The following is a 25,185-nucleotide window of genomic DNA, read 5'->3' as shown; positions in this document are numbered from 1 at the left end:
TCAGGTGGAAGGGGAGGAAAGCGCCCAGGCATCGGCCTGGCGCAGGTAGTCCTGCCGCTCGCGGCGGCAGTCATCGCCGCCCATCGAAAACTGGCGGCAGATCGCCGGGCGCTGCGAATAGATCGTGCAGCGCAGGTGATAGGGATCGATCGCCGCGCACCAGCCTTCCTCGTTGCGCGCCATCACGGCACGGCCGTGGGTGTCGCGTGACAGGAACTGGCCGGGCACGTGGTCGCCGGGCTGCAGCAGCACGGGCAGCCGGCAACAGACCGCGTCACAACGGCGGCAGTCGATGGGTGCAGGTGCTGCGTCAGGTTGTAAGGCCACAGGGGCCTGGCGGGTGCCCAAAGCGGGTCTCGATGGCGGCTCAGGTGCTGCGCGGACCATGAACGAGCCAGGAAGGCATGGCCGCTAGGCCCGCAGGGCGGGCCAGGCTGCACCGTGGACACACACCGGCGTGGCCGGCGGAAGGTGCAGCGGGGTTCTAGCCGACCAAGAGTAACTTAGACCGCGTAACGTTTTGTTAATCCTGGCTGGCTGCCGCCAGCGCAAGGCCCTGGACCACGCCCAGCGAGGGCTCGCCGTGGACCATGCGGGCCCCCGGGAAGGCCTCGGCCACGGCCTGGCGCAGGTAGCCGGCACGGGACATGCCGCCGGTCAGGAACACCGCGTCCGGGTCGCCGCCGATGTCGCTGCGGACCTGGGCCAGCAGCTCGCGGATCTGCTCCAGGTAGCCATGGGCTGCGGCCGCCAGGCCGTCGGCGCTGCTGTCGGCATGCAGGTCGCGGGCGATGTAGTCCAGCGTGCTGCGGTGCTCGCTGGCGGCGCTGAGGGCAATCTTGGCGCGTTCGACATCGCGGTACAGGCGGGCGGTATTGCCGGTGTCCTGCAGGGCCTGCAGGCGCGCGCCCCACGGTTCGTCGACATGGTCGTATTTGTGCTGGCGGAAGTCGCGCTGGCGCGTCATGTCCTGCACGGTGGCGGCTTCCACGTAGTGGTGGGCGGGCACGCGGGTGATGCCGCGGCCGAACAGCGGCATGTAGCTGGACAGGCTCAGCGCCAGATCGATGTCGGTACCGCCACGGGCGATACCCCAGGCGCGGTGGATGCGCGGCGCAGCATCGCCACCAACCTCGGCGTGGGCGATATCGGTGGTACCGCCACCGATGTCGACGATCACCGCCTGGTGCCGCTCGCGGCTTTCGGCGTGGTAATGCATGGCCGCCGCGGCCGGTTCCTCGAGGAAATCGATCTGGTCGAAACCGGCCTGGGTGGCGGCTTCGCGCAGGATGTCCAGCGCCTGGTCGTTGCCGGCCGCGCCGATCGAGCTGCGGAACTGCACCGGGCGGCCGAGCAGGGCGGCACGCAGCGGTTGGCCAAGCTGGGCGCTGGCGGTCAGGCGGATGTGCTCGAGGATGTGCGCGGCGATGCCGGTGATGGTCTGCTTCGCGCGCGGGTGCAGGTTGTAGCCCAGCATCGACTTCGGGCTCTGCACCAGGTTGCCTTCGTGTTCCTCGAAATAGGCTTCCAGCGCGTCGTCGCCGTACACCGCGTTCTGCAGCAGGTCGCTGGCGCTGCGCTCCTTGCCGGCGCGGGCTTCCATCCATTCCCGGCGCAGTGCGCGCAGGGCTTCGCGGCGCAGCGCCTGCGGCGTGCGTTCCTGGCCGGCGGCGCGGGCCGCGCGTGCGGCGCTGTCGATCATCTGCTGCAGCTCGTGTTCCTGCCCGGCGTCGAGCTGGAAGTCATCCGGGTCGGGCACCACGCCAGGGAAGTACACGCTGGTACGGAACTGCTCGGCGTCGCCGAAGCGGATCGGCAGCAGTTTCCCCTCATGCACGATGGCGGCGGCGGAGTTGCTGGTACCGAAGTCGATGCCGAGGCGCATGGGGAGTTCCGGGGGCGATCAGGGGCCGCGCACTCTGCTGCAGTTCGCCGCCGACTGCAAGTTCCTGCGGCCTTCTGTTCTGGATGGGGGTTCCGGATCGGGTCATGCGAGCGGCCGGGCGCTGGCCGGAAAAGGGCAGGGAGCCAGGTGGTTACAATGGCGGCTGTTGATTCACTTTGAGGTACTTGCTGATGTCTTCTGCCCCCGCCTGCCCGCAGTGCACGCTGGAAAACACCTACGCCGATGGTGCGTTGTGGATCTGCGCCGACTGCGGTTTCGAATGGACCGCCGAGGAAAGCGCCGGTTCCACCCTGGTCGTGCGTGACAGCAACGGCAACACCCTGCAGGCCGGCGACACCGTCACCGTGATCAAGGACCTGAAGGTCAAGGGCTCCTCGATCCCGCTCAAGCAGGGCACCGTGATCCGCAACATCCGCCTGGTCGAGGATGACGCCGAGCACATCGAAGGCAACTCGGACAAGATCAAGGGCCTGGTCCTGAAGACCTGCTTCCTCAAGAAGGCCTGATCGCCTTCAGCGCTTGGCCTGCTGCTGCGCGCGCCAGCGGGCCAGGCTGTCCAGCTTGGCCTGGTAGCGCGCCTGCTCCGGCGCGCCCCCCAGTTCCTGTGCACGCAGCAGTTCGCGATCGGCGCGCTTGAGCTGGCCAGCCAGGAAATAGACCCGTGCCAGCCCGAAGTGGAACTGATGCGCGGTGTCATACAGGCGCACGGCCTGCCGGTAATAGCGGATCGCCTGGTCCAGCTGGCCGGCACGTTCGGCCTTGGCGCCGAACATGTACTGCGCGAACGGGTCTTCGCGCTGCACCGACTTCAACCGGCGCTCAATTGACTGCGCCTGCGCGGTCAAGCCCAGGCTCCGGAACAGCGCGGAGGCATTGGTCAGTGCGGCATCCTGGCGGCCTTCCAGCTGCAGCGATCGGTCCAGCGCCTGCCGCGCCGCCTCGTTGTTGCCTTCGCGGTGGTCGAGCACGCCGAGGTTGTTCCACACCGGAGCGAACCCGCTGTCCTGAGCCAGGGACGCGTCGAAGAATGCACGCGCGCCGACGAAATCACCGTCGGCGAGGCGCTCCGCACCCCGGTTGTTGTAGAAGTGCGCCAACGCCCGCGCACGGCTGACGGGAACCGGCCCGCGGCGGTCATAGAGCACATTGCGATCCAGATCGACGGTACCGAAACGCCCACCGACGTCGACACCGGCGTTGACGTGGCCGACGCTGTAGACCACGCCCGCGTCCTGGTCCTGGTACCAGGACACCACCTGCCCGACTTCCTGCACGCGGGCCTGGATGCCAGCCTCCCGCGCAAGCGTCACGAACAGCAGGGTGAAGGCCAGGCAGTTGGCGCGGCGGTGCTGCCAGATATCGCTGACGGTGTAGGTCGCATTGGCGTCGTACTGCAGGTCCAGCCCGTGCTGGTCGAAGATCATCTCCACGAGCGCCTGCAGCCGCTGGTCGCGGGAGTAGCTGCGCTGGATCACCTGCTTCTGGAGCATCGCACGCAGGTCCGTGGGAATGGCGAACACTTCTTCCGGGGTCGGCACACGTGCGGCAGACACGGTGATGGTCGGGGTCGTCACCACATCGGCGGGCGGTGCCTGGCCTGCGCCGAAGGCAGGAGCACAGAAGGCCAGCAGCGAAAGAGTGAGGCAATGGGCGGCAGAACGGTACATGACGGTTCCCGGCAGCGGCGGGCGCTCCCGCCTGTGGCGAGTGTATGCCCATGGATGTCCGGCTGCAGCGACCGTTGGTCGGCGCCGCGTTCATCCACAACCGGTGTGGACCAGCGCTCGACAAAGCTGTGGACAACTGGCTCCGGGTCCCGCCCGGCAAGCGTTGTGAGTGTGTGGTGAAAAAACCGCCAGCTTGCCCGGCGCCGGCACAGGCGGGATGATCCGGTCATGGACTTCTCACCGCTGACGCTTGCCCCGGCGCAGTGGCAGGCGCTGCAGGACAGCTATGCAACGCCGCCACGGGCCTACCACCACTTCGGCCATGTGCGCGCGGTGCTGCAGCACTGCCAGGAGGTCGCCGACGGCCCCGGCTGGAAGCAGCCGGCCGAGATCTATCTGGCCGTGCTCTATCACGATGCGATCTATCAGGCGGGGCGCAAGGACAACGAGGCGCGTTCGGCGCAGCTGGCTCTGCAGGCGATCGCACAGGCGCCAGAGCTTGCCAGTGTCGACGCCGCTCGCGTGGAGCAATTGATCCTGCTGACCGCCCGCCACGGCGCGCTTGGTCCGGAGGATGTGGATGCCGAGGCGGCGCTGTTCCTGGACTGCGACATGGCGATCCTGTCCGCGCCGGAGCCGGTGTTCGCAGCCTATGACCGTGGCGTGGCCGAAGAATACAAAGGGGTGGTGCCGGGCTTCCTGTACCGTGCCGGTCGTCGCCGCTTCCTGCAGGGCCTGCTGCGCGCTCCGCGGATCTTCCTCAGCGACTTCTTCCACCAGCGCCTGGACGCGGCCGCCCGTGACAACCTGCGACGTCAGCTGGGCGTTTGAGCCGGCCCGGTACACTGGTGACCTGTTTCCAATGACTGCCGTTTCCGACCGTGTCCGTCCCTGATCCCGATCCCCGCCCGCTGCCACCGGAAGAACCCGGCCCCAACGAATGCTGCGGCAGTGGTTGCCCGCTGTGTGTGCTGGACCTGTATTCCGATGAGCTGCAGCGCTACCGCAAGGCGCTGGCCGAGTGGAAGACGCGGCATCCAGAGGCCGCACCATGAGCCGTGCACGCCCGGCGGCGGTGCTGGCGATGGTGGCACTGGTGCTGTTCGTGGCCACCGCGCTGTGGACCCAGGTCGCGCGCAGTGATCTGGACTGGGTGCGGGCGACCTTGAGCCTGTACCTGCACGGGCCGTGGGGGCTGGCATTGCGCGCTGCCTACTGCCTGCTGGCGCTGGCCATTGCCGCACTTGGCATTGCGCTGTATCGCGGCAGCATCGGCCCGCGGCGCAGTGCGGCCGCACCACTGCTGTTCACGGTTTCCGCGCTGGGCCTGGCGACGGTCGCCATCGGCGACAGCTGGCTGCCTGAAGCAACACCGCTGCTGGCACCGTTCATCCATGGGCTGGCAGCCAACACGGCGTTCCTGTGTGCCAGCGTCGGCATGCTGCTGCAGGCCTGGTACCTGCGCCGCGAACCGGGTTGGCAGTCCGCTGCGGGCCTGCTCTGGGGCTGGGCATGGCTGGCCTTCGTGCTGCTGTGGCTGCATGTGCTGTGGCGTGGTGGACCACCGCGTGGGCTGGGACAGAAAGCGGTGATCGCGGTGATCGTTGGCTGGCTGCTGTATCTGGCGATGGCCCTGTACCGTCGCAGCCGTCGGGCCGCAGCCCACTGAATCCCCAACGGCCTGCGCCGGTACGTGCCGTGCACGCGGCGGCGGCGTATCGTGTGCGCATTCCATCGGGAATGCGATATGAAGCGTGCAGGGCTGGGCAGGGCAATGGGTATGGTACTGGCGCTGGCCGCGCTGCCGGCAACGGCGGCCGTGACCCCGCAGCAGTTCAGCCATGGGCGGTTCGAGCAGATTCCGGTGCACATGCCATCCGGCACGCCGCAACGGGTGGTGATCTGGTTCCACGAACCCACGGCCGGTGGTGACACCAGCCGCCTGCCGATCGAGGCCCTGCGTGCCGATGGCGCGCTGGTCGCGGCAGTGGACATTGCGCACCTGCGCGGTGTGCTCAAGCGCGAGGGGGAGCCGACCTGTTCATTCGGTTCCGGTGACGTCGAGAATTTCTCACGTTGGCTGCAGGCCTCGCTGCATCTGCCCGGCTACCACCTGCCGCTGGTCGGTGGTGATGGCGAAGGTGCCGAGATGGCCTATTCGCTGGCAGCGCAGGCCGATACCCAGGTGTTCGCCGGTGTACTGACCACCGGCTTCTGCCCGGACCACAACCACCAGCGCATGGTCTGCGGTGATGGTGTGAAGCACGACAGGCTGCAGCCGGCCGAACTGAATTTTCCGTGGTTGAGCGCGGCCGGTGACCGCGGCTGCAAGGTCGGCCAGGCCAGCGCGTTCGTGCAGCAGGTCGCGATGGCGCGCGAGTTCAAGCGTACTGCGCGCGGTGATGCGTCACCGGGCCTGGTGGCTGCGGCACGGGTGATCGGCGCGCAGGCCGGCGTCAGCCTGGCACCGCCGCCTGCTGCACTGAAGGGCCTGCCCGTGGTGGAAATGCCGGCGACCGGCAGCGGCGATACGCTGGCGGTGTTCGTCTCCGGTGACGGTGGCTGGGCTGGCCTGGACAAGAACGTGGCGTCGTCACTCAACGAGCATGGCGTGGCGGTCGTCGGCATCGATTCGCTGCGCTACTTCTGGAGCGAGCGCACACCGAAGGGCTTTGCGGGCGACCTTCAGAAGATCATCGACCACTACCGCCAGCAGTGGCACCGCGACAAGGTGATGTTGATCGGTTTCTCGCAGGGCGCCGACGTGCTGCCGGCCACCATCAACCAGCTCGACGCCGGCACCCGTGAGGCGCTGGAGCGCATCGTGCTGCTGTCGGTGGGCAGGAAGGCCGACTTCGAATTCCATGTCAGCAACTGGTTGGGCGGTGGCGGCGACGGCCTGCCGATCGCACCGGAAGTGGCCAGGCTGCCGGCGGAAAAAACGCTGTGCGTGTATGGCGACAAGGATGACGACGCGCTGTGCCCGGACCTGCCGGCCAATGACGGAGTGAGGAAGGTGAAGCTGCCGGGCGATCACCATTTCGGGGGTGACTACGACCGCCTGGCCGAAGTGATCCTGAAGGGCGGGCTGTAGCCTTTGGTAGACGCCGACCTTGGTCGGCGCTGGGGCTGAAGGTGCCGTGGAATGAGCGTGTCGACCAAGGTCGACACCTACCAGGCGATGTAGCGTCGAGCCACGCTCGACGGCTGTTGGTAGACGCCGACCTTGGTCGGCGCTGGGGCTGAAGGCGCCGCGGGATGAGTGTGTCGACCAAGGTCGACACCTACCAGGCGCATGTAGCGTCGAGCGTGTCGACCAAGGTCGACACCTACCAGGCGCATGTAGCGTCGAGCATGTCGACCAAGGTCGACACCTACCAGGCGGCAGGTAGCGCCGGGCCATGCCCGGCGGATCAGGGGCGTCAATTCCGCCGCGGATCCAGCGAGATCAGGCGCGTGGCATCCAGCAGCGCGGCCGGCAGATGCATGCCGCCGGGCGCGGCGAGATAGCGCGGCCGCCACTGCGGATCGAACTTTGATTTGAAGCGGCGCAGGCCGCTGAACCCGTAGAAGCGTTCGCCGTGCCGCGCCAGCAGGCCGGCCAGTCGGTTCCAGCGACCGGCCAGCCGATGCTGTGCCAGCCCGGACAACGGTGCCATGCCCAGCGAGAAACGCGCATAGCCCTGCGCGCGGCCCCACAGGAACAGTTCGATGAAGAGGAAGTCCATCGTGCCCTTCGGTGCTTCGTTGACGTGGCGCATCAGGTCGACCGACAGCTCGGCGCCGGCCGGTGCCTGCCACAGGTTGGCGAACGCCACGATCTGGCCCTCGGCCTCGACCAGCGCCACCGGGAAGCGCACCAGGTAATCCGGGTCGTAGCTGCCCAGCGAGAAGCCCTTCTCATCGCCGGCCTTGTCTTCCAGCCATGCATTGGAAATTGCGTGCAGGCGCGGCAGCAGGCTGGGAATTTCCTCCACCGGTGCCACGCGGAAGGACAGGCCACCGCGCTTGCCCCGGTTCCAGGCCTGGCGTAGATCGGCGCGTTCGCGGCCTTCCAGGCCGAAGTCATGCAGCGGCACCATCGCTTCCTCGCCCAGCTTGACCAGGCCCAGGCCCAGGTCGAGGTAGGTCTGCCAGTAGGTCTCGCCCACCTGGTAGAACACCGGGCGCAGGCCCAGCCGGTCGGCTTCCTCGCGGAAGCGCCAGATCAACTCGCGCGCCACGTCAGGCGGGCCGACCGGATCGCCCATCGAGATCAGCGAACCGCCGTAGCGCTGCATCATCACGAAGCCCTGTTTCGCATCATCGCGCAGCACCGCCTTGTCGGCGGTCAGCACCAGGCAGGCCTGGGTATCGGTGGCACCGGCCAATACCGGCGCCAGCGACTGCAACGTGGCCTCGTCGGCGGGGCGCAGTGGGCTGCGCGTGCTGTGCAGCAGCCGCGCCAGGCCGAACATCACCAGCGCGATGGCGACCACCAGCAACGCACGCAGTGCGCGCGGTGCATTGCCCGACACCGCGAACTGCCACCACAGCTCGTTCTGGTATTCGACATGGCTGTAGGTGAAGAACAGCAGCCAGGTGACCGCAACCAGCACCAGGCCGAGATTGCGCAGCCACGGCCACGACCAGGCTTCGTCCAGCAGCGCACCCTGGCGGTAGAACTCGCGGCGTGCGGCCCACAGTGCCATCGCCACCAGCACTGCCGAGACCGCGATCAACAGCTGGCCACCACGCAGCCACAGCGGCAGCGGGGTGATCACGCATACCGCCATCGCCAGCATCCACGCCGCATGGCTGCGCCGGGCCAGGCCCTGGCCGATCAGCAGCAGTGCGACGCCGCTGAGGCTGCCGATCAGATGGGATGTCTCCAGGATCGGCAGCGAGGCATTGACCAGGTGACGGCGAGGCGTCGGGAGCGTGCCGTCGATGACCAGCGCGGCGCCGATGCTGAACACCGCCAGCGCGATGATCTGCGGCAGCCACGGGCGCAGCGCGTTCCAGCCGGCACGCGTTGCTCCGGCGCTGGCCTGCAGCGGCTGCCGCAGGGCAGGCGCAAGGGCGAGCAGGGTGGCCAGCAGCAGCGGCAGCACGTAGTAGGTGACGCGGTAGATCAGCGCCGCCGCCAGCACCGCTGCCGGTGCCACCTGCGGCAACAGCTTCAGCAGGCTCCACTCGAACACACCCAGGCCCGCGGGCACGGTGGAGACCAGGCCGGCCAGCACTGCCACCAGGTAGAGCCCGACGAAGCCTGGCAGACCGGTGGGCGTGGAGTCCGGCAGCAGCACGTAGAACGCGGCACTGGCCAGCACCAGCTCGATGACGCTGAGGACGGTGACACCGATCATGGTGCGGCGGTCGGGCAGCCACAAGGCATGACCGAACACACTGAACTGCCGTCCTTCGCGGCCGACCAGCAGCACGGTGCCTAGATAGGCGACCAGGGCGACGATGCCGACCACGCGCACGGCATCGGGATTCAACGGCAAGGCCAAGGCCGCCGCCGCCGGTTCCATGCAGAGTGCCACGCTGATCAACAGCCATGCACCGAATACGAAACCGAGCGTGCTCATCAGCACCACCTGGCCGATCTGCGCCAGGTCCAGGCCGGCGCTGCGGTAGCCACGCAGGCGCACCGCGCCGCCGGTCAACGCGGCAAAACCCACGGTCTGGCCCAGCGTGTGCGCAAGGAATGCGGTGATGCCGACGCGCGCGGGGTGCACGCGGATGCCGCTGCGACGCAGGCCGATGGCATCGAAACCGATCAGGCAGGCGTAACTGGCCAGGCCGAGTACCACGGTGAGCGCGATCTGCGTGCCGCTGAGCTGCCGGAACGCCTGGCGGATGGCGCGATAGCCGTGCTCGTCGAACTCGTTGGCCAAGCCGTGCAGGGCCAGGGCGAGGATCAGCAGGGGGATGACGATGGTGGCAACCCGCTTCCAGGTTGGCGTGGAAGAGGCAGTGGTGGAATCGACGGGGGCGGTCATCGGCGCAAGGGTGCGGCAGGAGGGGCGAGGGCGGTGTCAACGCGGGCGTGGCGCATCGTGCGCCTGTCATCGTCATTTGACCAGTGGGAACGTCGGAGCCCGGTAGTGACGTGTCGCGGAGGATGCCCGTGCACCCACCGTCGACCGGTTTGGAGGACAATGCAGGCCTGATCAACCGCAGGAGCCACGCCCATGATGGAGCGTTACGACGTCGGACCGCGCATGTCCGAAATGACCGTATACAACAAGGTCGCCTATCTCTCCGGCCAGATTCCGGAAGACACCAGCCAGGACATCACCGGCCAGACCCGGCAGGTGCTGGCAGAAATCGACAAGCTGCTGGCGTTGGTCGCCAGTGACCGCCAGCACGTGCTGCGCGCCGAGGTGTTCCTGGCCGACATGGCCGACTTCGACGGCATGAACAAGGCGTGGGATGAGTGGGTGGTCGAGGGTGCGACCCCGGCGCGTGCCACGGTCGAGGCCAAGCTGGCCCACGCTGACTGGAAGGTCGAGATCGTAGTGACGGCGGCGGTACCGTAACGGCAGGCAAGGTCAGGTCCCACCAGCGGAGGGTAGAGTCGACTGTTAGTCGACCATCGCGCGCAGCGAGGGGTTTTGCGCCGCCGGAACGAAGAGCAGTCGACTAACAGTCGACTCTACCCCGCCGCTCCACTGCCGGTTGGTCTGGTGGCTACGTTGGCACCAGCTCGATGCAATCCACCGGGCACGGTGGAATGCACAGCTCGCAACCGGTGCACAGATCGGCGATCACCGTGTGCATGTACTTGGCGCCACCGACGATGGCATCCACCGGGCAGGCCTGGATGCACTTGGTGCAGCCGATGCAGTCGGCTTCCACGATCAATGCCACCTGCGGTGCCTTGTGCTCGCCGCGTGAGCGATCGAACGGAATGGCGGGTACGCCCAGCACCTGTGCCAGTGCGCGCGCACCGGCATCGCCGCCCGGCGGGCAGCGGTCCACGCCTGCCTCGCCGCGCGCCATGGCCTGTGCGTACGGGCGGCAGCCGTCGTAGCCGCATTGCCCGCATTGGGTCTGCGGCAGCAGGCGGTCGAGGCGTTCGGTCAGGGGAGGAATCAGGCTCATGCGTGGCGAAGGCTGCGCGTTTCGGTTACTTCAAGGGTTTGCCACGGAACCAGCGCTCGTGGGCCAGCGCCAGCATCGGCTTGTCTTCGGAACTGTCGCCGTAGGCGTGGATGCGCACGTAACGCGACAGATCGAACTGGCGGCGGATGTGCTCGACCTTGCGCGGGCCGCAGTCGCCACCGGCATAGCGACCAGTCAGACGACCGTCCTGGCTTTCCAGCCGGTTGCAGATCAACTGCAGGCCGAGCTGTTCGCACCACGGGCGCAGATACAGGTCCAGTGAGCCGGACACGATCACCACGGTGTGCTGTTGCTCCTTGTGCCAGCGGATCTGCTCCAGCATTTCCGGGCGCACCACGTCGGGCAGGAACTCACGCGAGAAGCCGGCCGCCAGCGTGGCGATGTCATCGCTGTGGCGGTCGCTGAAGGTCAGACGGGTGACGCGCGCGCGGATGCGTTCGGCCGAGATCAGTTTCAGCTTGTACGCGGCCAGCCACGGGCCGACTTTCCACCACGCTTGTGCCAACTGTTCGGCGGTGGCCACGCGGCGCAGGAATCGGCCATAGGTATCGCAGGTGGTCACGGTGTGGTCGAAGTCGAACAGCGCCAGTTCCATTCCGTTGCCTCCCATCGCGTTGCCCCGAGGCCGGTGCTGCCGGCGGGCGTGGCCGCAACCACGCCCGCTGCGGGCATCAGCGGACCGGCATGCCCGGCTGCGCGCCGCTGTCGGCGTCCAGCAGCGCCAGCGCGCCGCCGTCGAAACCGGCCGAAAGGATCATGCCTTCGCTCAGGCCGAAGCGCATCTTGCGCGGGGCCAGGTTGGCGATGAACACCACACTGCGGCCGACCAGCTTCTCCGGCTCGCCGTAGCTGGCGCGGATGCCGGAGAAGATCTGGCGCTTGCCCAGCTCGCCGGCGTCCAGTTCGAAGCGCAGCAGCTTGTCAGAACCTTCCACGAACTCGCAGACCAGCACCTTGCCGATGCGCAGGTCGAGCTTGGCGAAATCGTCGATGCCGATGTAGGCCGGGGCGTCGGCATCCTTGGCTTCGTCCTTGGCCGGTGCCGGTGCCGGTGCGGCCGGCTTGGCGGCGTCGGTCCTGGCGGCGGGGGCGGCAGCGGCGGCCGGCTGCAGGGTGTCCTTGGAGGCGTCGATCATGGCGTCAATCTTCTTCGGGTCGATACGGGTGAACAGCGGGGTGTACTCGGTGATGCGATGGCCCAGCAGCGGCTGCACCAGGTCGGTCCAGTCGTTCACGGGCGCGGCCAGGAAGGCCTCGGCCTGCGCAGCGGTGGCCGGCAGCACCGGCTTCAGTGCGGTGACCAGCACGCGGAACAGGTTCAGGCCCTGGCTGCACACGGCCTGCAGCTGCGCGTCGGCGCCATCCTGCTTGGCGATCACCCACGGCTTGACGTCGTCGATGTAGCGGTTGGCTTCGTCGGCCAGGGTCATGGTCAGGCGGATCGCCGCGGCCGGATCGTTGCGCTCGTAGGCTTCACGGATCGGCGCCAGGCCGTCGACGAAGCGCTGGTACTGCGCCGCATCGGGCAGCTGTGCGGCCAGCTGGCCGTCGAAACGCTTGCTGATGAAGCCGGCGCAGCGGCTGGCCAGGTTGACGAACTTGCCGACCAGGTCGGCGTTGACGCGGGCGATGAAGTCACCCAGGTTCAGGTCGAGATCGTCGACGCCACCGCCGGACTTGGCGGCGTAGTAGTAGCGCAGCGCTTCCGGCTCCAGGCCGGCGTCGAGGAAGGTGCGCGCCATCACGAAGGTGCCGCGCGATTTGCTCATCTTGGCGCCGTCCACGGTCAGGTAGCCGTTGACGTGCAGGCGGGTCGGCGCGCGGTGGCCGGTGCCATGCAGCACCGCCGGCCAGAACAGGCCGTGGAAGTTGACGATGTCCTTGCCGATGAAGTGGTGCAGCTCGGTGGCGGTGCCGGCGCGCAGGTGCGCCTCGAAGTCTTCGCCGAGCTTGCCGCACAGGGTCTGGAAGCTGGAGAGATAGCCGATCGGCGCGTCCAGCCAGACGTAGAAGTACTTGCCCGGCTGGCCGGGAATCTGGAAACCGAAGTACGGTGCGTCGCGCGAGATGTCCCACGCGCGCAGGCCACCTTCGGCATTGAGCCACTCACCCAGCTTGGCCTTCACGCCGGGCAGGGCGACGTCGCCGGCCAGCCATTCGCGCAGGAACGCATCGAAGTGGCCCACCTCGAAGAAGAAATGCTCCGAATCGCGCATTTCCGGCGTGGCACCGGAGATGACCGAACGCGGCTCCTTCAGGTCGGTCGGCGCATAGGTGGCGCCGCAGACTTCGCAGTTGTCGCCGTACTGGTCCGGGCTGCCGCAGTTCGGACAGATGCCCTTGACGTAGCGGTCGGGCAGGAACATGCCCTTGGCCGGGTCATAGAACTGCGCCACCGAGCGGCGGCTGATGTGGCCGGCCGCTTCCAGCTTCAGGTAGAACTGCTCGGTCAGCGCCTTGTTGGCCGCCGAATTGGTCGAGTCGTAGTGATCGAAGGCCACGCCGAAGGCGGCGAAGTCACGTTCGTGACTGGCCTGGATGTTGGCGATGAAGGTTTCCGGGGTGACCCCGGCCTTCTCCGCGGCCAGCATGATCGGCGTGCCGTGGGTGTCGTCGGCGCAGACGAACCAGGCCTTGCCGCCACTCATTCGCCGCGCACGCACCCAGATGTCGGCCTGGATGTAGCCGACCAGGTGGCCCAGGTGGAGCGGGCCGTTGGCGTAGGGCAGGGCGGTGGTGACGAGCGCGGTACGGGTCATGGTCGCGGGGTGAAGCCGAGGGGAACCGCAGAGTATCGCATGCCCGCAACGACGTGACCCGGCCGAAGCCGGGTCACGGGGATGAAGCGGGGCCCGGGGGCTTATTCGCGCTGCCAGGTCTGCGCGCGGCAGATGAAGGCAATGCAGCCGGACACGTCCAGCTTGGTGCCGCCGGGCTGCAGTTCCATCTTCGACTTGTAGGTCTTGCCGTTGGCCGGGTCGAGGATGGTGCCGCCGGACCACTTGTTGGCGCCGTCGGCCTTCAGGTTCCAGAGAATGGTCATGCCCTTCACCGGCTTGTTCTTGTTGGCGCCTTCACAGCCGTCGCAGACCGGGTTCGGGCCCTTGTCCGAGTGCAGGATGTCGACCACCTTGCCGGTCAGCGTGCCGTTGGCGGCCTGGCTGATCTCGACGATCGACTTCACCTTGCCGGTCTTGTCGTCGATGGTCTTCCAGCGGCCGGCGGCGCCGTCGGCGGCCTGTGCCGACAGGGCGGCCAGGCACAGCGGCAGTGCCAGCAGCAGGGTCTTGAAGGTGTTGCGCATGGTCCCCTCCCAGGGTTCATTCCGGCACGCTGCCGGCATGGGTCGACTGTATACCCATTCGGCGGGGTATGGGGAAGGGGGCTTTGCAGGGCTGCGCCCCGCCTCCGACAGATTTCTGCGGCTGTTGGTAGGTGTCGACCTTGGTCGACACGGTAGATCCACGCCATGCGTGGATGAATATCGATTGAAGAACGCTCAACCGACCTCGTACAGCTCCAGCGGCAGGTCGTCGGGGTCGGCGAAGAAGGTGAAGCGGCGGCCAGTGTATTCGTCCACGCGGATCGGTTCGCAGGCGACGCCATGCGCGGCCAGGCGCTGGATGAAGGGTTCCAGCCGGGCGACGCGGAACGCGAGGTGGCGCAGGCCCTGGGCTTCCGGGCGGCTGGGACGGGGCGGCGGCGAGGGGAACGAGAACAGTTCCAGCTGGCCACCGTCGGGCAGGGCCAGGTCCAGCTTCCAGGAGTCGCGCGCGGCACGGTGGTTCTCGGCCAGCACGCGCAGGCCGAGGATGCGCGCGTAGAAGTCCTTCGAGCGTGCGTAGTCACTGCAGATCAGTGCGGCATGGTGGATGCCCAGCAGGGCGTCGGAAGCGGTGTTCATTGCAGGGTGTCCAGCCAGCGCTGGGCGATCTTCTGCGCCAGCGGATACGGTTCGGGATCGTTGCGGTTGGTCAGTACGATCACGGTCAGGTGCTTCTCCGGATGGCGCACGATCACGTTGCGGAAGCCGATGCTCTCGCCACTGTGCCATTGCACCGGGCCATTCAGGCGCCAGCCGAAGCCGTAGTGCGGCACATCCGGTTCGGGCGTGGATGTGGCCGGGCTGAACATGGCGCGGCGCGAGGCTTTCGACAGCAGGCGGTCGTCGTACAGCGCCGCATCCCAGCGGGCCAGGTCGTCCAGCGAGGAATAGATGCCGCCATCGCCGAGCACGGCGCTGGTGGTGCTCTGGTCGGTGCGTTGCCAACGGCCATCGATCCAACTGTAGCCATAGGCGCGCGCGGCGATGGTATCGACGCCGTCCTGGTGGGCCACGGTATGCGCCATGCCCAGTGGGCGGAAGATGCGCTGCTGCAGGAAGCTCGCGAAATCCTGGCCGGAGGCGCGGCCGACGATCATTGCCAGCAGTGCATAGCCGCTGTTGCTGTAGCGGTACTGCGTGCCGGGTGCGAAATTCAGGCGGTCCGCGCGCGACAGCAGGGTCAGCACTTCGGCGTCATGCACCTGCCGAGGGTCAGCAGGGTCGATCAGGTCTTCGTAGTCGAGCAGGCCACTGGTGTGCGAGAGCAGGTGGCGGAGGGTGATGGCCGCTGCAACCGGCGGCAGCTCGGGCAGCCACTGCCGGGCCGGTTGGTCCAGCCCCAGCCGGCCGTCTTCCACCAGCAGCAGCACTGCCGCAGCGGTGAACTGCTTGCTGACCGAGGCCAGCCGGAAGTTGCTGGCGGCGGTCACCGCAGTACCGTCTTCCACCACCGCCAGGCCATAGCCGCGACGGAACACCGGTTGCCCGTCGTGCAGTACCAGCACTGCGGCGCCGGGCACCTGGCCATCGTAGGCCTGCATCAGGCCGTCGATACCCGCATCCGGTGGGGTCAGCACCGGTGCGGCGGAGCTTGCCAGTGGTAACAGGCCCAGCATGACGGCGAACCAGGCGACAGCAGGGCGCATGGCGGCTCCGGAGTGGATCAGGGTGAAGGCGCGGGTGTGGCGCTGGCCGGCTGCGCCATCCAGCGTTCCATCTTGCGGTCCAGCACGTCCAGCGGCATCGAGCCGTCCTTCAGCAGTTCGGCGTGGAAGCGGCGCAGGTCGAAGGCGGCACCCTGGCGTGCCTTGGCCTTGTCGCGCAGGGCGACAATGGTGGTCAGGCCGGCCACGTTGGACAGCGCCTGGCCGGGCTGGGCCATGATCCGCTCGACTTCGGCGTTGGCGTCGTCACTGCTCATGTCCACGGTCTTCTGCAGGTAGGCCACGGCCTGCTGCTTGCTCCAGCCCTGGGCGTTCACGCCGGTGTCGACCACCACGCGGGCAGCGCGCAGCAGGCGCGAATACAGGTAGCCGATGCGATCGTAGGGATCGGTGTAGACGCCGAGGTTCTCACCCAGCGTTTCCGCGTACAGGCCCCAGCCTTCGACGAAGGCGAGGTCGCCACCGAGGCGGCGGAAGCGCGGCAGCTTGGCCAGCTCCTGCTGCAGGCCCAGCTGCACGTGGTGGCCGGGGATCGCTTCGTGCAGGTACTGCACCGGCACGTTCCAGCGCTTGCGGCTGGCCAGGTCGCGGGTGTTCACGTACAGCACGCCGGGTTGCCCGGTCGGTGACGGCTGATAGGCTGCTGCGGCGGCGGTCAGCGCACGTTCCGGTTCCACTGCGCGCACGTCCAGTGTGGACTTGGGCAGGGTATCGAGCACCTGCGGCAGGCGTGCGTTGACCTGCTGCTGCACCTGGCGGTAGCGGTTGATCAATGCGTTGGCGTCGCCGTACTGGAATTGGCGGTCGTTACGCATGCTGCGCAGCAGCTTGGCCGGCGTGCCGCGCAGCTTGGCGTCCTTCATCACGGTGGCGATCTGGGCCTGCAGTTCCTGCACGCGTTGTTCGCCCAGCGCGTGCAGCTGCGCGGCGGTCTGGTCGCTGGCGGTGGTCTGCACGATCAGGTTGGCGTACCAGGCCTGGCCATCGGGCAGTGCGCCCAGGCCGCTGCTGGCGCGGGTGGCGGGCAGGTATTCGGTGGCGATGAAGCCGCGCAGGGCGCGGTAGGCCGGCATGATGCGCAGTTCGATCATGCGCTTGTACTCGGCACTGATGCGCGCCTTGTCCTCGGCCGCGATGGTGTTCGGCATGGTGCGGACCGGCGACCAGAAGATGCTTTCTTCGGCGGTCGGCTTGATCACTGCATCCAGCTGCGGCAGCACTTTTTCCATCAGGTCGCGCGGCTGTACCACGCCGGCCTTCATGCCCTGGCGCATGTTGTCGATGGCCTGGTCGAACAGCTCGGGAATGCCGAGCGAACGGCGCGACCAGGTGTCGTAGTCCTGCACGGTGTTGAACGGCTGTGCGCCGGCACCGGCACCGAGGATCGCCATGATGCTGCCGATGTTGTAGTACTGGCTGATCGGCATCATCCAGCTCGGGTAGCGCTCGGCGGCCAGCGAGGCGCGTGCGTCGCGCACGAAGATCTCGTAGCTGAGCAGGTCCTGGCCCTGCAGGCCATCGCTGCCGAGTTTCTCGACCTTGCCCAGCCACTCGGTGGTGAAGTCGTGCGACTGCTGGCGCCAGGCGGCGGACAGGATGTTGGGCAGCTGGTCGTTGTAGCGGGCCTCGCCCTGGAAAGTGGCCTGCAGCGGATTCAACCGCATCGAGGCATCCCAGTATTCGTCATACAGGCGCTCCAGCTGCACCTGCTTGGGTACGGCGCGGGCCGGTGCGACCGGACGCGGCGTGGCGCGGCGCGCCGAACTGCCACGGGCCGGCGCGGTGGCGCGGGCGGGCCGGGCCTTGGGCTTGGCGGCCTGGCGGGTCTGCGCGGCGGCAGGGCGGCTGGTCTTCTTTTTCGCTGCTTCGGCCGACGGCACGGCGCTGAACAGGAACAACGCGGCGATGGCGGCGGCCAGGGCGCGGGTGGGATGCGGCATCAGGAGCTTCCGTGGAACACAGACCGTGGAGCTTGCACGATCCGGCCGCGTACGGCCAGCGTGAAGGCGCAGTCAGCTTTTTGCTGCTGGGGCTTCAGTCAGCCGCAGCGGCGGCGCGCAACGATGCGGCTCGCTCGGTACCCAGATAGCGGGTGATGGCACGCCGCATCAGGTACAGCAACGGAATCAGGGCGATCGCAAAGCCCATCTTGTAGATGTAGTTGACGCTGCTGACCGCCAGGAACAGCGAGGTCGGCCAGTGTTGCGGGCCCAGCACGAAGGCGATCCAGATCACCACGAAGCTGTCGACCACCTGCGAGACCGCAGTCGATCCGGTCGCGCGCAGCCACACGTGGCGTTCGCCGGTGGCCTGGCGGATGCGATGGAACACCGCCACGTCGATCAGCTGGCCGAGCAGGAAGGCCACCAGCGAGCCGGCGATGGTCCACATGCCCTGGCCGAACACCGCCGCGAACGCGGCCTGGTAGTCGGGCACGCCGTGGCCATCCATCGACGTGACCCACCAGCTGGCCGGCGCCAGCGAAATGGCCGCGAAGGCGAACAGGAAGCCGTAGCCGATCAGCACCACCGCCAGCCACGAGATGAAGCGCACGCCACGCTTGCCGAAGAACTCGTTGATGGTGTCGGTCATGATGAACACCACCGGCCACAACAGGGTGCCGGCGGTGAAGCTGAGCGAGCCGGTCTGGCCGAACAGGTTCCAGTTCAGCGGAGCGATGCCCAGGGTGTCTTCCAGCGCGAAGATCTTCACCCCGATCAGCTCGGCCAGCACCGCATTGCCGCAGAAGAACGCGGCCAGCACGATGAACAGCAGGACCGCGCGGTCCTGCAGTGGGCGCTCGATCGGCGCCGGTGTCATTCGCTGCGTTCGCCGGTGCGTTCGCCGGCACGGGTGAACGGCACGCTGGACGGCGCCACGGCACCGCCGGAAATGATGAAGCTCATCGCCTGGTCGACGGTCCAGTCGGTCGGGGTCAGCAGCTCCACCGGCACGATCTCCAGATAACCCGAGGTCGGGTTCGGCGTGGTCGGTACATACACCGCAGCCAGCTCACGGTCGGTGCCGTGCTCCTTGATCACGCGGGTGACCAGACCGACCGATTTCATGTCGCGGTGCGGGAAGTCGATCAGTACCACGCGCTGGGTGCTGCCCGGTTCGGTCTGCAGCATGTCCAGCAGCTTCTTGGCGCTGTCGTAGATGATGCTGGCCAGCGGAATGCGCTTGATGACCGCGCCCACCCAGCGCAGCAGGCGCTGGCCGAGCACGCGGCGGCTGGCCACGCCCACCGCCAGGATCACCAGCAGGGTGGCCAGCAGGGCGATGGTGTCCTGGATCCATTCGGCGCGGACCCAGCCAAGGTAGTGCGGGAAGCTTGTCGCGATCTGCTCGGACAGCGGTACCACCAGCGGGCTGGAAATGCCCGACAGCAGCACGAACACGAACTTGACCACGACCCAGGTCAGCCAGATCGGCAGCAGGGTCAGCAGGCCGGTCAGGAACAGGCGCTGCAGGGAGGGGCGGGGGACCAGGGCGGGGGCTTCGAGCGACATGCGCGCATTGTAGCGGTCACGGCCGGTCGATTACGCTGGGGAATCGACTGCGGCAACGGCACATGGAAGGGAAGCTGTGTTGAAGATTCTGCGCGGACTGGGCTGGACCCTGGCAGGCCTGCTGGTGCTGGCCATCGTGGTGTGGTGCGCCTCGCGCATGTGGCCTGTGCCCGAATCGCGGCTGCAGGCGCAGCAGCGACTGGAAGCACGCCTTCCGGCGACCGGCCACAACGGTTATGCGCTGCTGTGGACGTTGCCGTTCGACGATCTGGATGCCCGCCAGCGCGAGCAGGCGCTGGCCGAGGACGTGCGTCGTTGGGAGGCCGACCTGCGGGGCAGCAGCGGCGGCCAGACACACCTGGTGGCCAACCATAGCGAGCTGCACTTGCGGCCCGGTGCCAGTTGCGGGCCGACCACCAGCGGCTGCCTCGCCCAGGTCCGCGTGGACCCGCAACGCTTCGTGGAGGCCCATGCCGGGCACCAGCAGTTGCATGCGCGGCTGGATCAGCTCGCCGAAGCGGACTACTTCGTGTCGCCGTTCCAGCCGAAGGGCGAGGGCATTCTGGTTCCGTTGCCGACCTATGGCCTGGTGATGGACGCCACCAGTGCACGCGCGCTGGCCTATGTGCAGGGCGATATCGACGGTGCCCTGCGAGGCGCCTGCCGTGGCCTGCAGCTGGGCCGGCGGCTGGTGCCCGGCAGCAGCTATCTGGTCGAGAGCATCATCGGTGCCAGCCTGGTGCAGGCCAATGCCCAGCTGCTGGCCGACATGCTGGTCGAACTGCCGGCCGACCGCCCCTTGCCGGCGGAGTGCGAACAAGCCATGCAACCGCTGCGCGCAGAGGAACAGAGCCTGTGCCGTGCCATGCAGGGCGAGTACGCGATGAGCCGGGCGGCGATCGAGTCCTCGGCCCAGGAATCTGGTGGCGTCCTGGTGCTGGATCGGAGCAGTACGTTGGCGCGCGTGGCCGGCAATCTTGGCTGGGCCTGTGGTGCAGCCGCGATGGCCGCGCTGGAGGCCGATCGGCCGTTGCCGGTACAGGCACCGCCGCAGCGGGATTTCGGTTGCCTGTCCAACGTGATGGGGTGCGTGCTGACCGAGATCGCCGCGCCTGCCTATCCCGCATATTCGTCACGGTCCCAGGATGCGGCGGCGATGGTGCGGCTGCTGGGGGCGCAGCGTTGGCTGCGGCAGCAGACGGATGATCCTGCAGAGGCGCTGCCGCGCCTGCCGGTGCAGTTCCGCTCGCCGGTGCGGGCGCCGCAGCTGGCGGCCGACGGCCGCCACGTGCAGGTGGCGCGTCGCTCTCCAGCGCGCAGCGCTGATGAGAACCCGTGGCTGTCGGTGCCGTTGCAGAAGGAATCGGCTTCGACTGCGGCGGGACGTGACTGAAGCGCGCTCAGCGTGCGTGTGGCTTCAACCGCAGGTAGACCTGCTTGCGCACCTGGGCGACCACCTCGCCGCTTTCATCGACGACATCATTGCTGAACCATCTCAGCACTTTGTCACCAGCGACGGCTTCGGTGCGCAGCTCGTCCAGCAGTGCGTCATCGATGCGGAACGACGTACGCACGGTGCCTCTGCCGGGCTTGAGGAAATCGATTGCACCGGCACGGTCCCACACGTAGTAGTCGCGGCCGAGGATGTGCAGCAGGCCAAGCATCCAGAACGGATCGGTCATCGCAAACAGGCTGCCGCCGAAATGCGTGCCGACGTAGTTGCGGTTCCAGGGCCGCATGCGCAGTTCGACGTCGATCTGCCGGTAGTCCGGCGAGACCCGGGTGACGTGGATGCCGGTGAACAGGAACGGCGGCCAGAGATTGATACCGAAGCGGAACAGGCGGGCGTTCATGCGGGTCCGGGGGCGCAGGGCGAGGTGACCAGTCTAACCATTCGCATGCGTATGTTGCACCCCGGGCGGGCGTCCGCACGATTCGGGCGTGGTCCGGCGAATTGTAGAGTCGAGCTTGCTCGACTGCTTTCAGGGGCAGCAGCGAATACGCTCGACGCCATCCGATAGCTATTTCAGGGTTTTCCCGATGGGTACGGCTCGGTCCCCGGCCCATGCTGTTTACATGCCCAGCCCTGCCTTGTTGCGCGGTCGATTTTCCGTAATCGGATGCTTCTAAGTAGTCACCACTGTGACTGCGGGTCGTCGACGCATCTTTGCAGATACGCGACACGCGGCGACCCTGATGGACGGCCTTCGTGACAGTGACCGCCGTGGACTCACGCGATCATTTGCCTGGGTGGTAATGCCCGATCATCTGCACTGGGTCATGCAGCTGCGTCAAGAAGCCCTGGGGCGATGCATGCAGTCACTGAAGTCCAGAGTGGCCATTGCAGTCAATGCGCACTCCGATGAAGGACGGCCGGTGTGGCAGCGGGGCTACTACGATCATCTGATCCGGAATGAGGAGGATGTTCGGCAACAGTCACTGTATGTACTGGCCAACCCCGTGCGCGCGGGCCTGACATCGAGGCTGGGAGACTATCCGCTTGCGTGGTGTCGCTGGCCGCTGGAATGAGGCGGAGGCAGTCGAGCAAGCTCGACTCTACAGGTGGTGTGCATGTCCTGCGTCATGCGCCGTCGATGACATACCCGTCGCGGCCGTTGGCCTTGGCCTGGTACAACGCGGTGTCGGCGCCTTCGACGAAATGGTGTGGTTGCAGCGTGCCGTCGGGTACGCGGATGAACACGCCGATGGTGAGGGTGACGCCCGCTTCGCTGCCGTCACCGGGCGCCGGCAGTGCACGCACGCAGGCAATCAGGTCCTCGATGACCTGGCGCGCGCCCTCGGCCGGGGTATCGGGCAGCACCAGTGCGAACTCGTCGCCACCGTAGCGCGCGGCCATGTCGCGAGGGCGTCGCGCATGCGCACCGATCAGGCGTGCGACATCGCGCAGCACGCGGTCGCCGACCTGATGCCCATGGCGGTCGTTGTGGCGCTTGAAATGGTCAACGTCGATCAGCGCCAGGCTCAGGGACTTGCCACTGCGTCGCGCGGCATCGCATTCCTGTTGCAGCGACTGCTCGAAACGCAGGCGATTGCCGAGACCGGTCAGCGCATCGCGGTTGGCCAGGCGGTGCCAGGCTGAGACGCGCCAGATCGCCCAGGCCAGCAGCACCAGCAGGATGCCCAGCATGGCGCTGGCCGGTGCCCACCACAGGTCACCGGCGCGCAACAGCAACCAGCTCAGCAGCGGAGGAAGCGGTAGTGAGCACAGCGCGGCAAGCCATGGCAGGCGCAGGCCGAGCAGGATCACGCACAGCGCCACCAGCACGCCGCTGATGGCGTGCTGCCAGAGGCGTGGCAGCAGATCGATCTGCTTATGCTGCAGCAGCATCGAAGCGATGTTGGCCTGGTACTCACTGCCGCTCATCCAGAACTCGCGGGTAGTCGGGGTCAGCAAACGCGGTGCGATGCCGCTGGCGGTCATGCCTACCACGATGCGGCGGCCATGCAGCATCGCCATGTCCACGTGACCATCCAGCACGTCGGCATAGGACACCTGCGGCAGGCGCTCGGGCGGCCCGGCATAGCGCACGCGCACGTAGTCGTTGCGCCGCCATTGATAGGGCGAGCCGATCTCAGGATCGGGGTCGGGCAGGCCGTGCACCGCGCCCGCCGGCAGGTCGGCCAGCGCCAGGCCCAGTGCGGGCCAGTGGGCCTGGCCGATGCCTGCACGCAGGTACACGCCGCGGGCGACACCATCGCCATCCACTTCCACATCTGTGTGGCCGATCGCTGCGGCACTGGCCGCGATCTGCGGAATCGGCAGCATTTCCTCGGCCATGCGGTCGCCGGCGGCCGGCGCCGCGAGTACCGGCAGCACCACCCGGCCGTTGCGGCGTATCGCGGCGGCCAGTTCATCGTCCTGGCGGCTGTCGCGACGATCAGGTTCGGACAGCATCAGGTCCAGTGCGACGCGCTCGGCACCGGCATCGGTCAGCCGGTCGAGCAGGCGGGCATGGATCGAGCGGGGCCAGGGCCATTGGCCGATGCGCTGCAGGCTGCCCTCGTCGATGGCCACGATCAGCACGCTGGGGTCGGGGCGGTAGTCCCAGTTGCCGACCATGGCGTCGTAGGCAGCTTCGTCCTGCCGCCACAGCCACTGGCCCTGGCTGGCGATCACCGTCAGCACCCCGGCCAGCAGTGCCAGCAGGATCCGCTTCGACCACGGCAGCGGCGAGCGCCTCATAACAACAGCAACAGCAGCAGGGCGCCACCACCGGCGCCGTAGCACAGGCGGCAGGGCAGCGTGATCTGCTGCGCCGGTGAGTACTCACCCGCATGACCATCGTCGTCGATGTACTGCACACGCACATGCAGGGTGCCGCTCCACGGCCGCTTGAAGCTGACCTGCGGCTCGCTCACGGTCTGGTCGACCAGGGGTGTCCTGAAGTCGCCACGACGGTCCACCTGCACCCGGTACTGCTGGCCTTCGCTGCCGGCCTGCCAGCGCAGGGTCAGCTCGCCATGCGCGGCTTCAGGCGGCTGCAGGGCAGGGTCGACCGGTTCATTGCTCAGTTGCAGGGGCAGCGCCTGGCCATAGCGGCCCTGGTGGCCGTTGCCATCGCGCGAGGCCACGCGCCAGAAGTACTGGCCCGGCGGCAGTGGCTGCGCCAGGCGCAGGTCGGTGCCTTGGGTCGTCTGTTCCTGCAGTGGCTGCACAAAGCTCGGCTCGGCGGCGATCTGCAGCACGCTGCTGCGTGCGCCGGGGGCCTGGCTCCAACGGAAACGCGGCCGGTCGCTGTTGATCGTCTGGCCATGCAGCGGGGTCACCGTCAGCGGCGGCGGCGGCTGGTCGCTGAGTTCGAAATCGGCGCTGGCGTCGAGGCCTTCCACGCCCTGCGCATCCACCGCGCGCAACAGGATGCGCAGCTGGCCGGGGGGCAGGTCACCGATCGCCAGCCGGGTGTCGGCGGTGGTGGCGGCAAACAGCAGGATTTCCGGCGTTGCCGCCTCGACCACTTCCACGCGGTAGTGCGCGGCGCCGGGCACCGCTTCCCAGGCCAGCAAGGTCGGCAGCGGCGCCAGCCGAAGCTGGTCATTTCGCAGCGTCGGCGCCGGCAGCAGGGGCGAGACCGCAGCAGGGGCTGCGTCTGCGCTGCTGCTGCGGCTGGCCTGTCCAGGTTGGACCATGCGCCGGCCATGGGTGTTGCCGACCTGCACCTTGCCCTGCAGGACCTCGGTGGCCGCGACATGGGCTGTGTCGCCGGCGCTGACCCGGAACACGGTACCGCGCACGCTGCTGGTCGCGGTGGGGGCATCGATGATGTAGCGCGACGCCGGGCCGCGGGCGGGCGTCACCCGGTTGCTGGCACGGCCCTGCTGCAGGCGCAGGCGGGTATCGACCATGCCGGTGTGGCCGTAGCGGCTGAGCTGGTCCAGGCGCAGCCGGGAGTACTCGCGCAGCTGCAGGCGCGAGGCGTCAGCGAATTCAAGCGTGACGCTGGAGTCGCCTTCGGTCTGCACGGTGTCACCGATGCGAAGTTGTTCCCCGGCGAGTATCGCGCGCGAGGCGCTGCCATCGGCGCCTGACAGTTCGACCTTGCCGCGCACCGACAGCACACGGGCAGGTGCCGGTTCGATGCGCAGCCAGCTGATCGGGAAGCGCAGCAGCTGCCCCGGTGGCAGCTGGTAGGGGTTGTCGATGCGGTTGTGCTGTTGCAGCTGCTGCCAGCGCACCGAGGGCTTGAGGTACAGGCCTCCCAGATCCCACAGGGTATCGCCGGGACGGACCCGGTAGTTCCAGTCCTGGGCGGCGGCCATGGCCGGCAGGAAGAGAAGAGCGCAGAGCAGCGCGCCCTGGAAGCGCATGGCGAACGACAGCGAGCGGACGAAGGTCACAGTTTGCAATCCCGGCAATGCGGGGGCGCAGCTGCAAGACCCCATGGCCCCGACCTCATCCCCCCGAACGGATCGTGGCGACCGTACGGCCGCCATCCCGCGCATTATTGCCCGCGTTCAGTGCAGGGATTCTGAACGAAGT

At 67.7% G+C, this 25,185-nt stretch carries 24 protein-coding genes; 8 read left to right on the top strand and 16 right to left on the bottom strand.

The window, feature by feature from the left end; all coding sequences use genetic code 11:
• Both V3B46_RS03835 and V3B46_RS03830 read right to left on the bottom strand, forming a co-directional pair.
• The gene (locus V3B46_RS03835; RefSeq protein WP_053462562.1) at positions 1-294 is read right to left on the bottom strand and encodes a YkgJ family cysteine cluster protein; all 294 of its coding nucleotides are present in this window, start codon (positions 292-294) and stop codon (positions 1-3) included.
• A gap of 229 nt (positions 295-523) precedes the next feature.
• Complete coding sequence (locus V3B46_RS03830) at positions 524-1,885, bottom strand: Hsp70 family protein (RefSeq protein WP_032129362.1); 1,362 nt, start codon at positions 1,883-1,885, stop codon at positions 524-526.
• A 191-nt stretch (positions 1,886-2,076) separates the two neighbouring features.
• Here V3B46_RS03830 and V3B46_RS03825 point away from each other — a divergent pair, with 191 nt between their 5' ends.
• Complete coding sequence (locus V3B46_RS03825) at positions 2,077-2,412, top strand: zinc ribbon domain-containing protein YjdM (protein WP_010482882.1); 336 nt, start codon at positions 2,077-2,079, stop codon at positions 2,410-2,412.
• Positions 2,413-2,418: 6 nt separating this feature from the next.
• Here V3B46_RS03825 and V3B46_RS03820 read toward each other — a convergent pair whose 3' ends face one another.
• Positions 2,419-3,573 (bottom strand): tetratricopeptide repeat protein, encoded by a 1,155-nt coding sequence (locus V3B46_RS03820; protein WP_329891171.1) that lies wholly within the window; start codon positions 3,571-3,573, stop codon positions 2,419-2,421.
• A gap of 228 nt (positions 3,574-3,801) precedes the next feature.
• Between V3B46_RS03820 and V3B46_RS03815 the strand changes: the two genes are divergently transcribed.
• From V3B46_RS03815 to V3B46_RS03800, 4 genes are all read left to right on the top strand, one after another.
• Positions 3,802-4,404, top strand: a complete 603-nt coding sequence (locus V3B46_RS03815) for an HD domain-containing protein (protein WP_329891170.1) — start codon at positions 3,802-3,804, stop codon at positions 4,402-4,404.
• 50 nt (positions 4,405-4,454) lie between these two features.
• Positions 4,455-4,628 carry an oxidoreductase-like domain-containing protein gene (locus tag V3B46_RS03810; RefSeq protein WP_049398321.1) on the top strand — a complete coding sequence of 58 codons (174 nt, stop codon included), beginning with the start codon at positions 4,455-4,457 and terminating at the stop codon, positions 4,626-4,628.
• Entirely contained in the window at positions 4,625-5,242 is a 618-nt protein-coding gene (locus tag V3B46_RS03805; protein ID WP_154353108.1) for a DUF998 domain-containing protein, read from the top strand. Before V3B46_RS03810 ends, V3B46_RS03805 begins: the two co-directional genes overlap by 4 nt.
• Positions 5,243-5,320: 78 nt before the next feature.
• Positions 5,321-6,667: a virulence factor family protein gene (locus V3B46_RS03800; protein ID WP_329891169.1), complete on the top strand. Its 1,347-nt coding sequence runs from the start codon at positions 5,321-5,323 to the stop codon at positions 6,665-6,667.
• A gap of 328 nt (positions 6,668-6,995) precedes the next feature.
• Here V3B46_RS03800 and mprF read toward each other — a convergent pair whose 3' ends face one another.
• Positions 6,996-9,560, bottom strand: coding sequence for a bifunctional lysylphosphatidylglycerol flippase/synthetase MprF (gene mprF, locus V3B46_RS03795; RefSeq protein ID WP_329891168.1), 2,565 nt, complete (start codon positions 9,558-9,560; stop codon positions 6,996-6,998).
• Between the two features lie 192 nt (positions 9,561-9,752).
• Between mprF and V3B46_RS03790 the strand changes: the two genes are divergently transcribed.
• Positions 9,753-10,100, top strand: a complete 348-nt coding sequence (locus tag V3B46_RS03790; protein WP_005410556.1) for a RidA family protein — start codon at positions 9,753-9,755, stop codon at positions 10,098-10,100.
• 151 nt (positions 10,101-10,251) lie between these two features.
• On the opposite strand, the gene rnfB is transcribed toward V3B46_RS03790, so the two are convergent.
• The 9 genes from rnfB to V3B46_RS03745 all read right to left on the bottom strand — a co-directional run bounded on the left by rnfB (position 10,252) and on the right by V3B46_RS03745 (position 19,187).
• Positions 10,252-10,665, bottom strand: coding sequence for an Rnf electron transport complex subunit RnfB (gene rnfB, locus V3B46_RS03785; protein WP_154353106.1), 414 nt, complete (start codon positions 10,663-10,665; stop codon positions 10,252-10,254).
• Between the two features lie 25 nt (positions 10,666-10,690).
• Complete coding sequence (locus V3B46_RS03780) at positions 10,691-11,281, bottom strand: HAD family hydrolase (protein ID WP_049463206.1); 591 nt, start codon at positions 11,279-11,281, stop codon at positions 10,691-10,693.
• A 76-nt stretch (positions 11,282-11,357) separates the two neighbouring features.
• Complete coding sequence (gene metG / locus V3B46_RS03775) at positions 11,358-13,445, bottom strand: methionine--tRNA ligase (RefSeq protein WP_329891167.1); 2,088 nt, start codon at positions 13,443-13,445, stop codon at positions 11,358-11,360.
• A 101-nt stretch (positions 13,446-13,546) separates the two neighbouring features.
• Positions 13,547-13,990 (bottom strand): DUF2147 domain-containing protein, encoded by a 444-nt coding sequence (locus V3B46_RS03770; RefSeq protein WP_032130402.1) that lies wholly within the window; start codon positions 13,988-13,990, stop codon positions 13,547-13,549.
• Positions 13,991-14,185: 195 nt separating this feature from the next.
• Positions 14,186-14,590, bottom strand: coding sequence for an SMU1112c/YaeR family gloxylase I-like metalloprotein (gloA2, locus tag V3B46_RS03765; RefSeq protein WP_154353103.1), 405 nt, complete (start codon positions 14,588-14,590; stop codon positions 14,186-14,188).
• A complete protein-coding gene (locus V3B46_RS03760) occupies positions 14,587-15,657 on the bottom strand; it encodes a serine hydrolase domain-containing protein (RefSeq protein ID WP_329891166.1) in 1,071 nt (356 codons plus the stop codon). Before V3B46_RS03760 ends, gloA2 begins: the two co-directional genes overlap by 4 nt.
• A 17-nt stretch (positions 15,658-15,674) precedes the next feature.
• The gene (locus tag V3B46_RS03755) at positions 15,675-17,615 is read right to left on the bottom strand and encodes a DUF885 domain-containing protein (RefSeq protein WP_329891165.1); all 1,941 of its coding nucleotides are present in this window, start codon (positions 17,613-17,615) and stop codon (positions 15,675-15,677) included.
• A 94-nt stretch (positions 17,616-17,709) separates the two neighbouring features.
• Positions 17,710-18,495, bottom strand: coding sequence for a queuosine precursor transporter (locus V3B46_RS03750; protein WP_154353100.1), 786 nt, complete (start codon positions 18,493-18,495; stop codon positions 17,710-17,712).
• Positions 18,492-19,187 carry a DUF502 domain-containing protein gene (locus tag V3B46_RS03745; RefSeq protein ID WP_106468777.1) on the bottom strand — a complete coding sequence of 232 codons (696 nt, stop codon included), beginning with the start codon at positions 19,185-19,187 and terminating at the stop codon, positions 18,492-18,494. The genes V3B46_RS03750 and V3B46_RS03745 overlap by 4 nt, the downstream gene beginning before the upstream one ends.
• A 76-nt stretch (positions 19,188-19,263) precedes the next feature.
• Here V3B46_RS03745 and V3B46_RS03740 point away from each other — a divergent pair, with 76 nt between their 5' ends.
• Complete coding sequence (locus tag V3B46_RS03740; protein ID WP_329891164.1) at positions 19,264-20,580, top strand: hypothetical protein; 1,317 nt, start codon at positions 19,264-19,266, stop codon at positions 20,578-20,580.
• Between the two features lie 7 nt (positions 20,581-20,587).
• On the opposite strand, the gene V3B46_RS03735 is transcribed toward V3B46_RS03740, so the two are convergent.
• Positions 20,588-21,040, bottom strand: a complete 453-nt coding sequence (locus V3B46_RS03735; protein ID WP_329891163.1) for a DUF4442 domain-containing protein — start codon at positions 21,038-21,040, stop codon at positions 20,588-20,590.
• Positions 21,041-21,329: 289 nt separating this feature from the next.
• Between V3B46_RS03735 and V3B46_RS03730 the strand changes: the two genes are divergently transcribed.
• The gene (locus V3B46_RS03730) at positions 21,330-21,716 is read left to right on the top strand and encodes an REP-associated tyrosine transposase (RefSeq protein WP_329891162.1); all 387 of its coding nucleotides are present in this window, start codon (positions 21,330-21,332) and stop codon (positions 21,714-21,716) included.
• A gap of 52 nt (positions 21,717-21,768) precedes the next feature.
• Here the strand turns inward: V3B46_RS03730 and V3B46_RS03725 are convergent, their stop codons facing one another.
• Together V3B46_RS03725 and V3B46_RS03720 are read right to left on the bottom strand one after the other, a co-directional pair.
• A complete protein-coding gene (locus V3B46_RS03725) occupies positions 21,769-23,391 on the bottom strand; it encodes a CHASE2 domain-containing protein (protein ID WP_329891161.1) in 1,623 nt (540 codons plus the stop codon).
• Complete coding sequence (locus tag V3B46_RS03720) at positions 23,388-25,088, bottom strand: FecR family protein (protein ID WP_329891160.1); 1,701 nt, start codon at positions 25,086-25,088, stop codon at positions 23,388-23,390. The genes V3B46_RS03725 and V3B46_RS03720 overlap by 4 nt, the downstream gene beginning before the upstream one ends.
• Positions 25,089-25,185: the final 97 nt, after the last annotated feature.

Origin of the sequence: Stenotrophomonas sp. SMYL11, assembly GCF_036320005.1 — a bacterium.
GTDB classification, from domain to species: domain Bacteria; phylum Pseudomonadota; class Gammaproteobacteria; order Xanthomonadales; family Xanthomonadaceae; genus Stenotrophomonas; species Stenotrophomonas maltophilia_A.
The sequence above is the reverse complement of the archived record's forward strand: the minus strand, read 5'-3'. Positions and strand labels throughout refer to the sequence as shown.

Excerpts from the sequence above, each read along its gene's own strand:
- V3B46_RS03820 (WP_329891171.1), bottom strand. The coding sequence starts at position 3,573 with ATGTACCGTTCTGCCGCCCATTGCCTCACTCTTTCGCTGCTGGCCTTC.
- gloA2 (WP_154353103.1), bottom strand. The coding sequence starts at position 14,590 with ATGAACACCGCTTCCGACGCCCTGCTGGGCATCCACCATGCCGCACTG.
- V3B46_RS03750 (WP_154353100.1), bottom strand. The coding sequence starts at position 18,495 with ATGACACCGGCGCCGATCGAGCGCCCACTGCAGGACCGCGCGGTCCTG.
- V3B46_RS03760 (WP_329891166.1), bottom strand. The coding sequence starts at position 15,657 with ATGCGCCCTGCTGTCGCCTGGTTCGCCGTCATGCTGGGCCTGTTACCA.
- V3B46_RS03800 (WP_329891169.1), top strand. The coding sequence starts at position 5,321 with ATGAAGCGTGCAGGGCTGGGCAGGGCAATGGGTATGGTACTGGCGCTG.
- V3B46_RS03815 (WP_329891170.1), top strand. The coding sequence starts at position 3,802 with ATGGACTTCTCACCGCTGACGCTTGCCCCGGCGCAGTGGCAGGCGCTG.
- rnfB (WP_154353106.1), bottom strand. The coding sequence starts at position 10,665 with ATGAGCCTGATTCCTCCCCTGACCGAACGCCTCGACCGCCTGCTGCCG.
- mprF (WP_329891168.1), bottom strand. The coding sequence starts at position 9,560 with ATGACCGCCCCCGTCGATTCCACCACTGCCTCTTCCACGCCAACCTGG.
- V3B46_RS03825 (WP_010482882.1), top strand. The coding sequence starts at position 2,077 with ATGTCTTCTGCCCCCGCCTGCCCGCAGTGCACGCTGGAAAACACCTAC.
- V3B46_RS03830 (WP_032129362.1), bottom strand. The coding sequence starts at position 1,885 with ATGCGCCTCGGCATCGACTTCGGTACCAGCAACTCCGCCGCCGCCATC.
- V3B46_RS03720 (WP_329891160.1), bottom strand. The coding sequence starts at position 25,088 with ATGGGGTCTTGCAGCTGCGCCCCCGCATTGCCGGGATTGCAAACTGTG.
- V3B46_RS03755 (WP_329891165.1), bottom strand. The coding sequence starts at position 17,615 with ATGCCGCATCCCACCCGCGCCCTGGCCGCCGCCATCGCCGCGTTGTTC.
- V3B46_RS03745 (WP_106468777.1), bottom strand. The coding sequence starts at position 19,187 with ATGTCGCTCGAAGCCCCCGCCCTGGTCCCCCGCCCCTCCCTGCAGCGC.
- V3B46_RS03780 (WP_049463206.1), bottom strand. The coding sequence starts at position 11,281 with ATGGAACTGGCGCTGTTCGACTTCGACCACACCGTGACCACCTGCGAT.
- V3B46_RS03725 (WP_329891161.1), bottom strand. The coding sequence starts at position 23,391 with ATGAGGCGCTCGCCGCTGCCGTGGTCGAAGCGGATCCTGCTGGCACTG.
- V3B46_RS03805 (WP_154353108.1), top strand. The coding sequence starts at position 4,625 with ATGAGCCGTGCACGCCCGGCGGCGGTGCTGGCGATGGTGGCACTGGTG.
- V3B46_RS03770 (WP_032130402.1), bottom strand. The coding sequence starts at position 13,990 with ATGCGCAACACCTTCAAGACCCTGCTGCTGGCACTGCCGCTGTGCCTG.
- V3B46_RS03790 (WP_005410556.1), top strand. The coding sequence starts at position 9,753 with ATGATGGAGCGTTACGACGTCGGACCGCGCATGTCCGAAATGACCGTA.
- V3B46_RS03735 (WP_329891163.1), bottom strand. The coding sequence starts at position 21,040 with ATGAACGCCCGCCTGTTCCGCTTCGGTATCAATCTCTGGCCGCCGTTC.
- metG (WP_329891167.1), bottom strand. The coding sequence starts at position 13,445 with ATGACCCGTACCGCGCTCGTCACCACCGCCCTGCCCTACGCCAACGGC.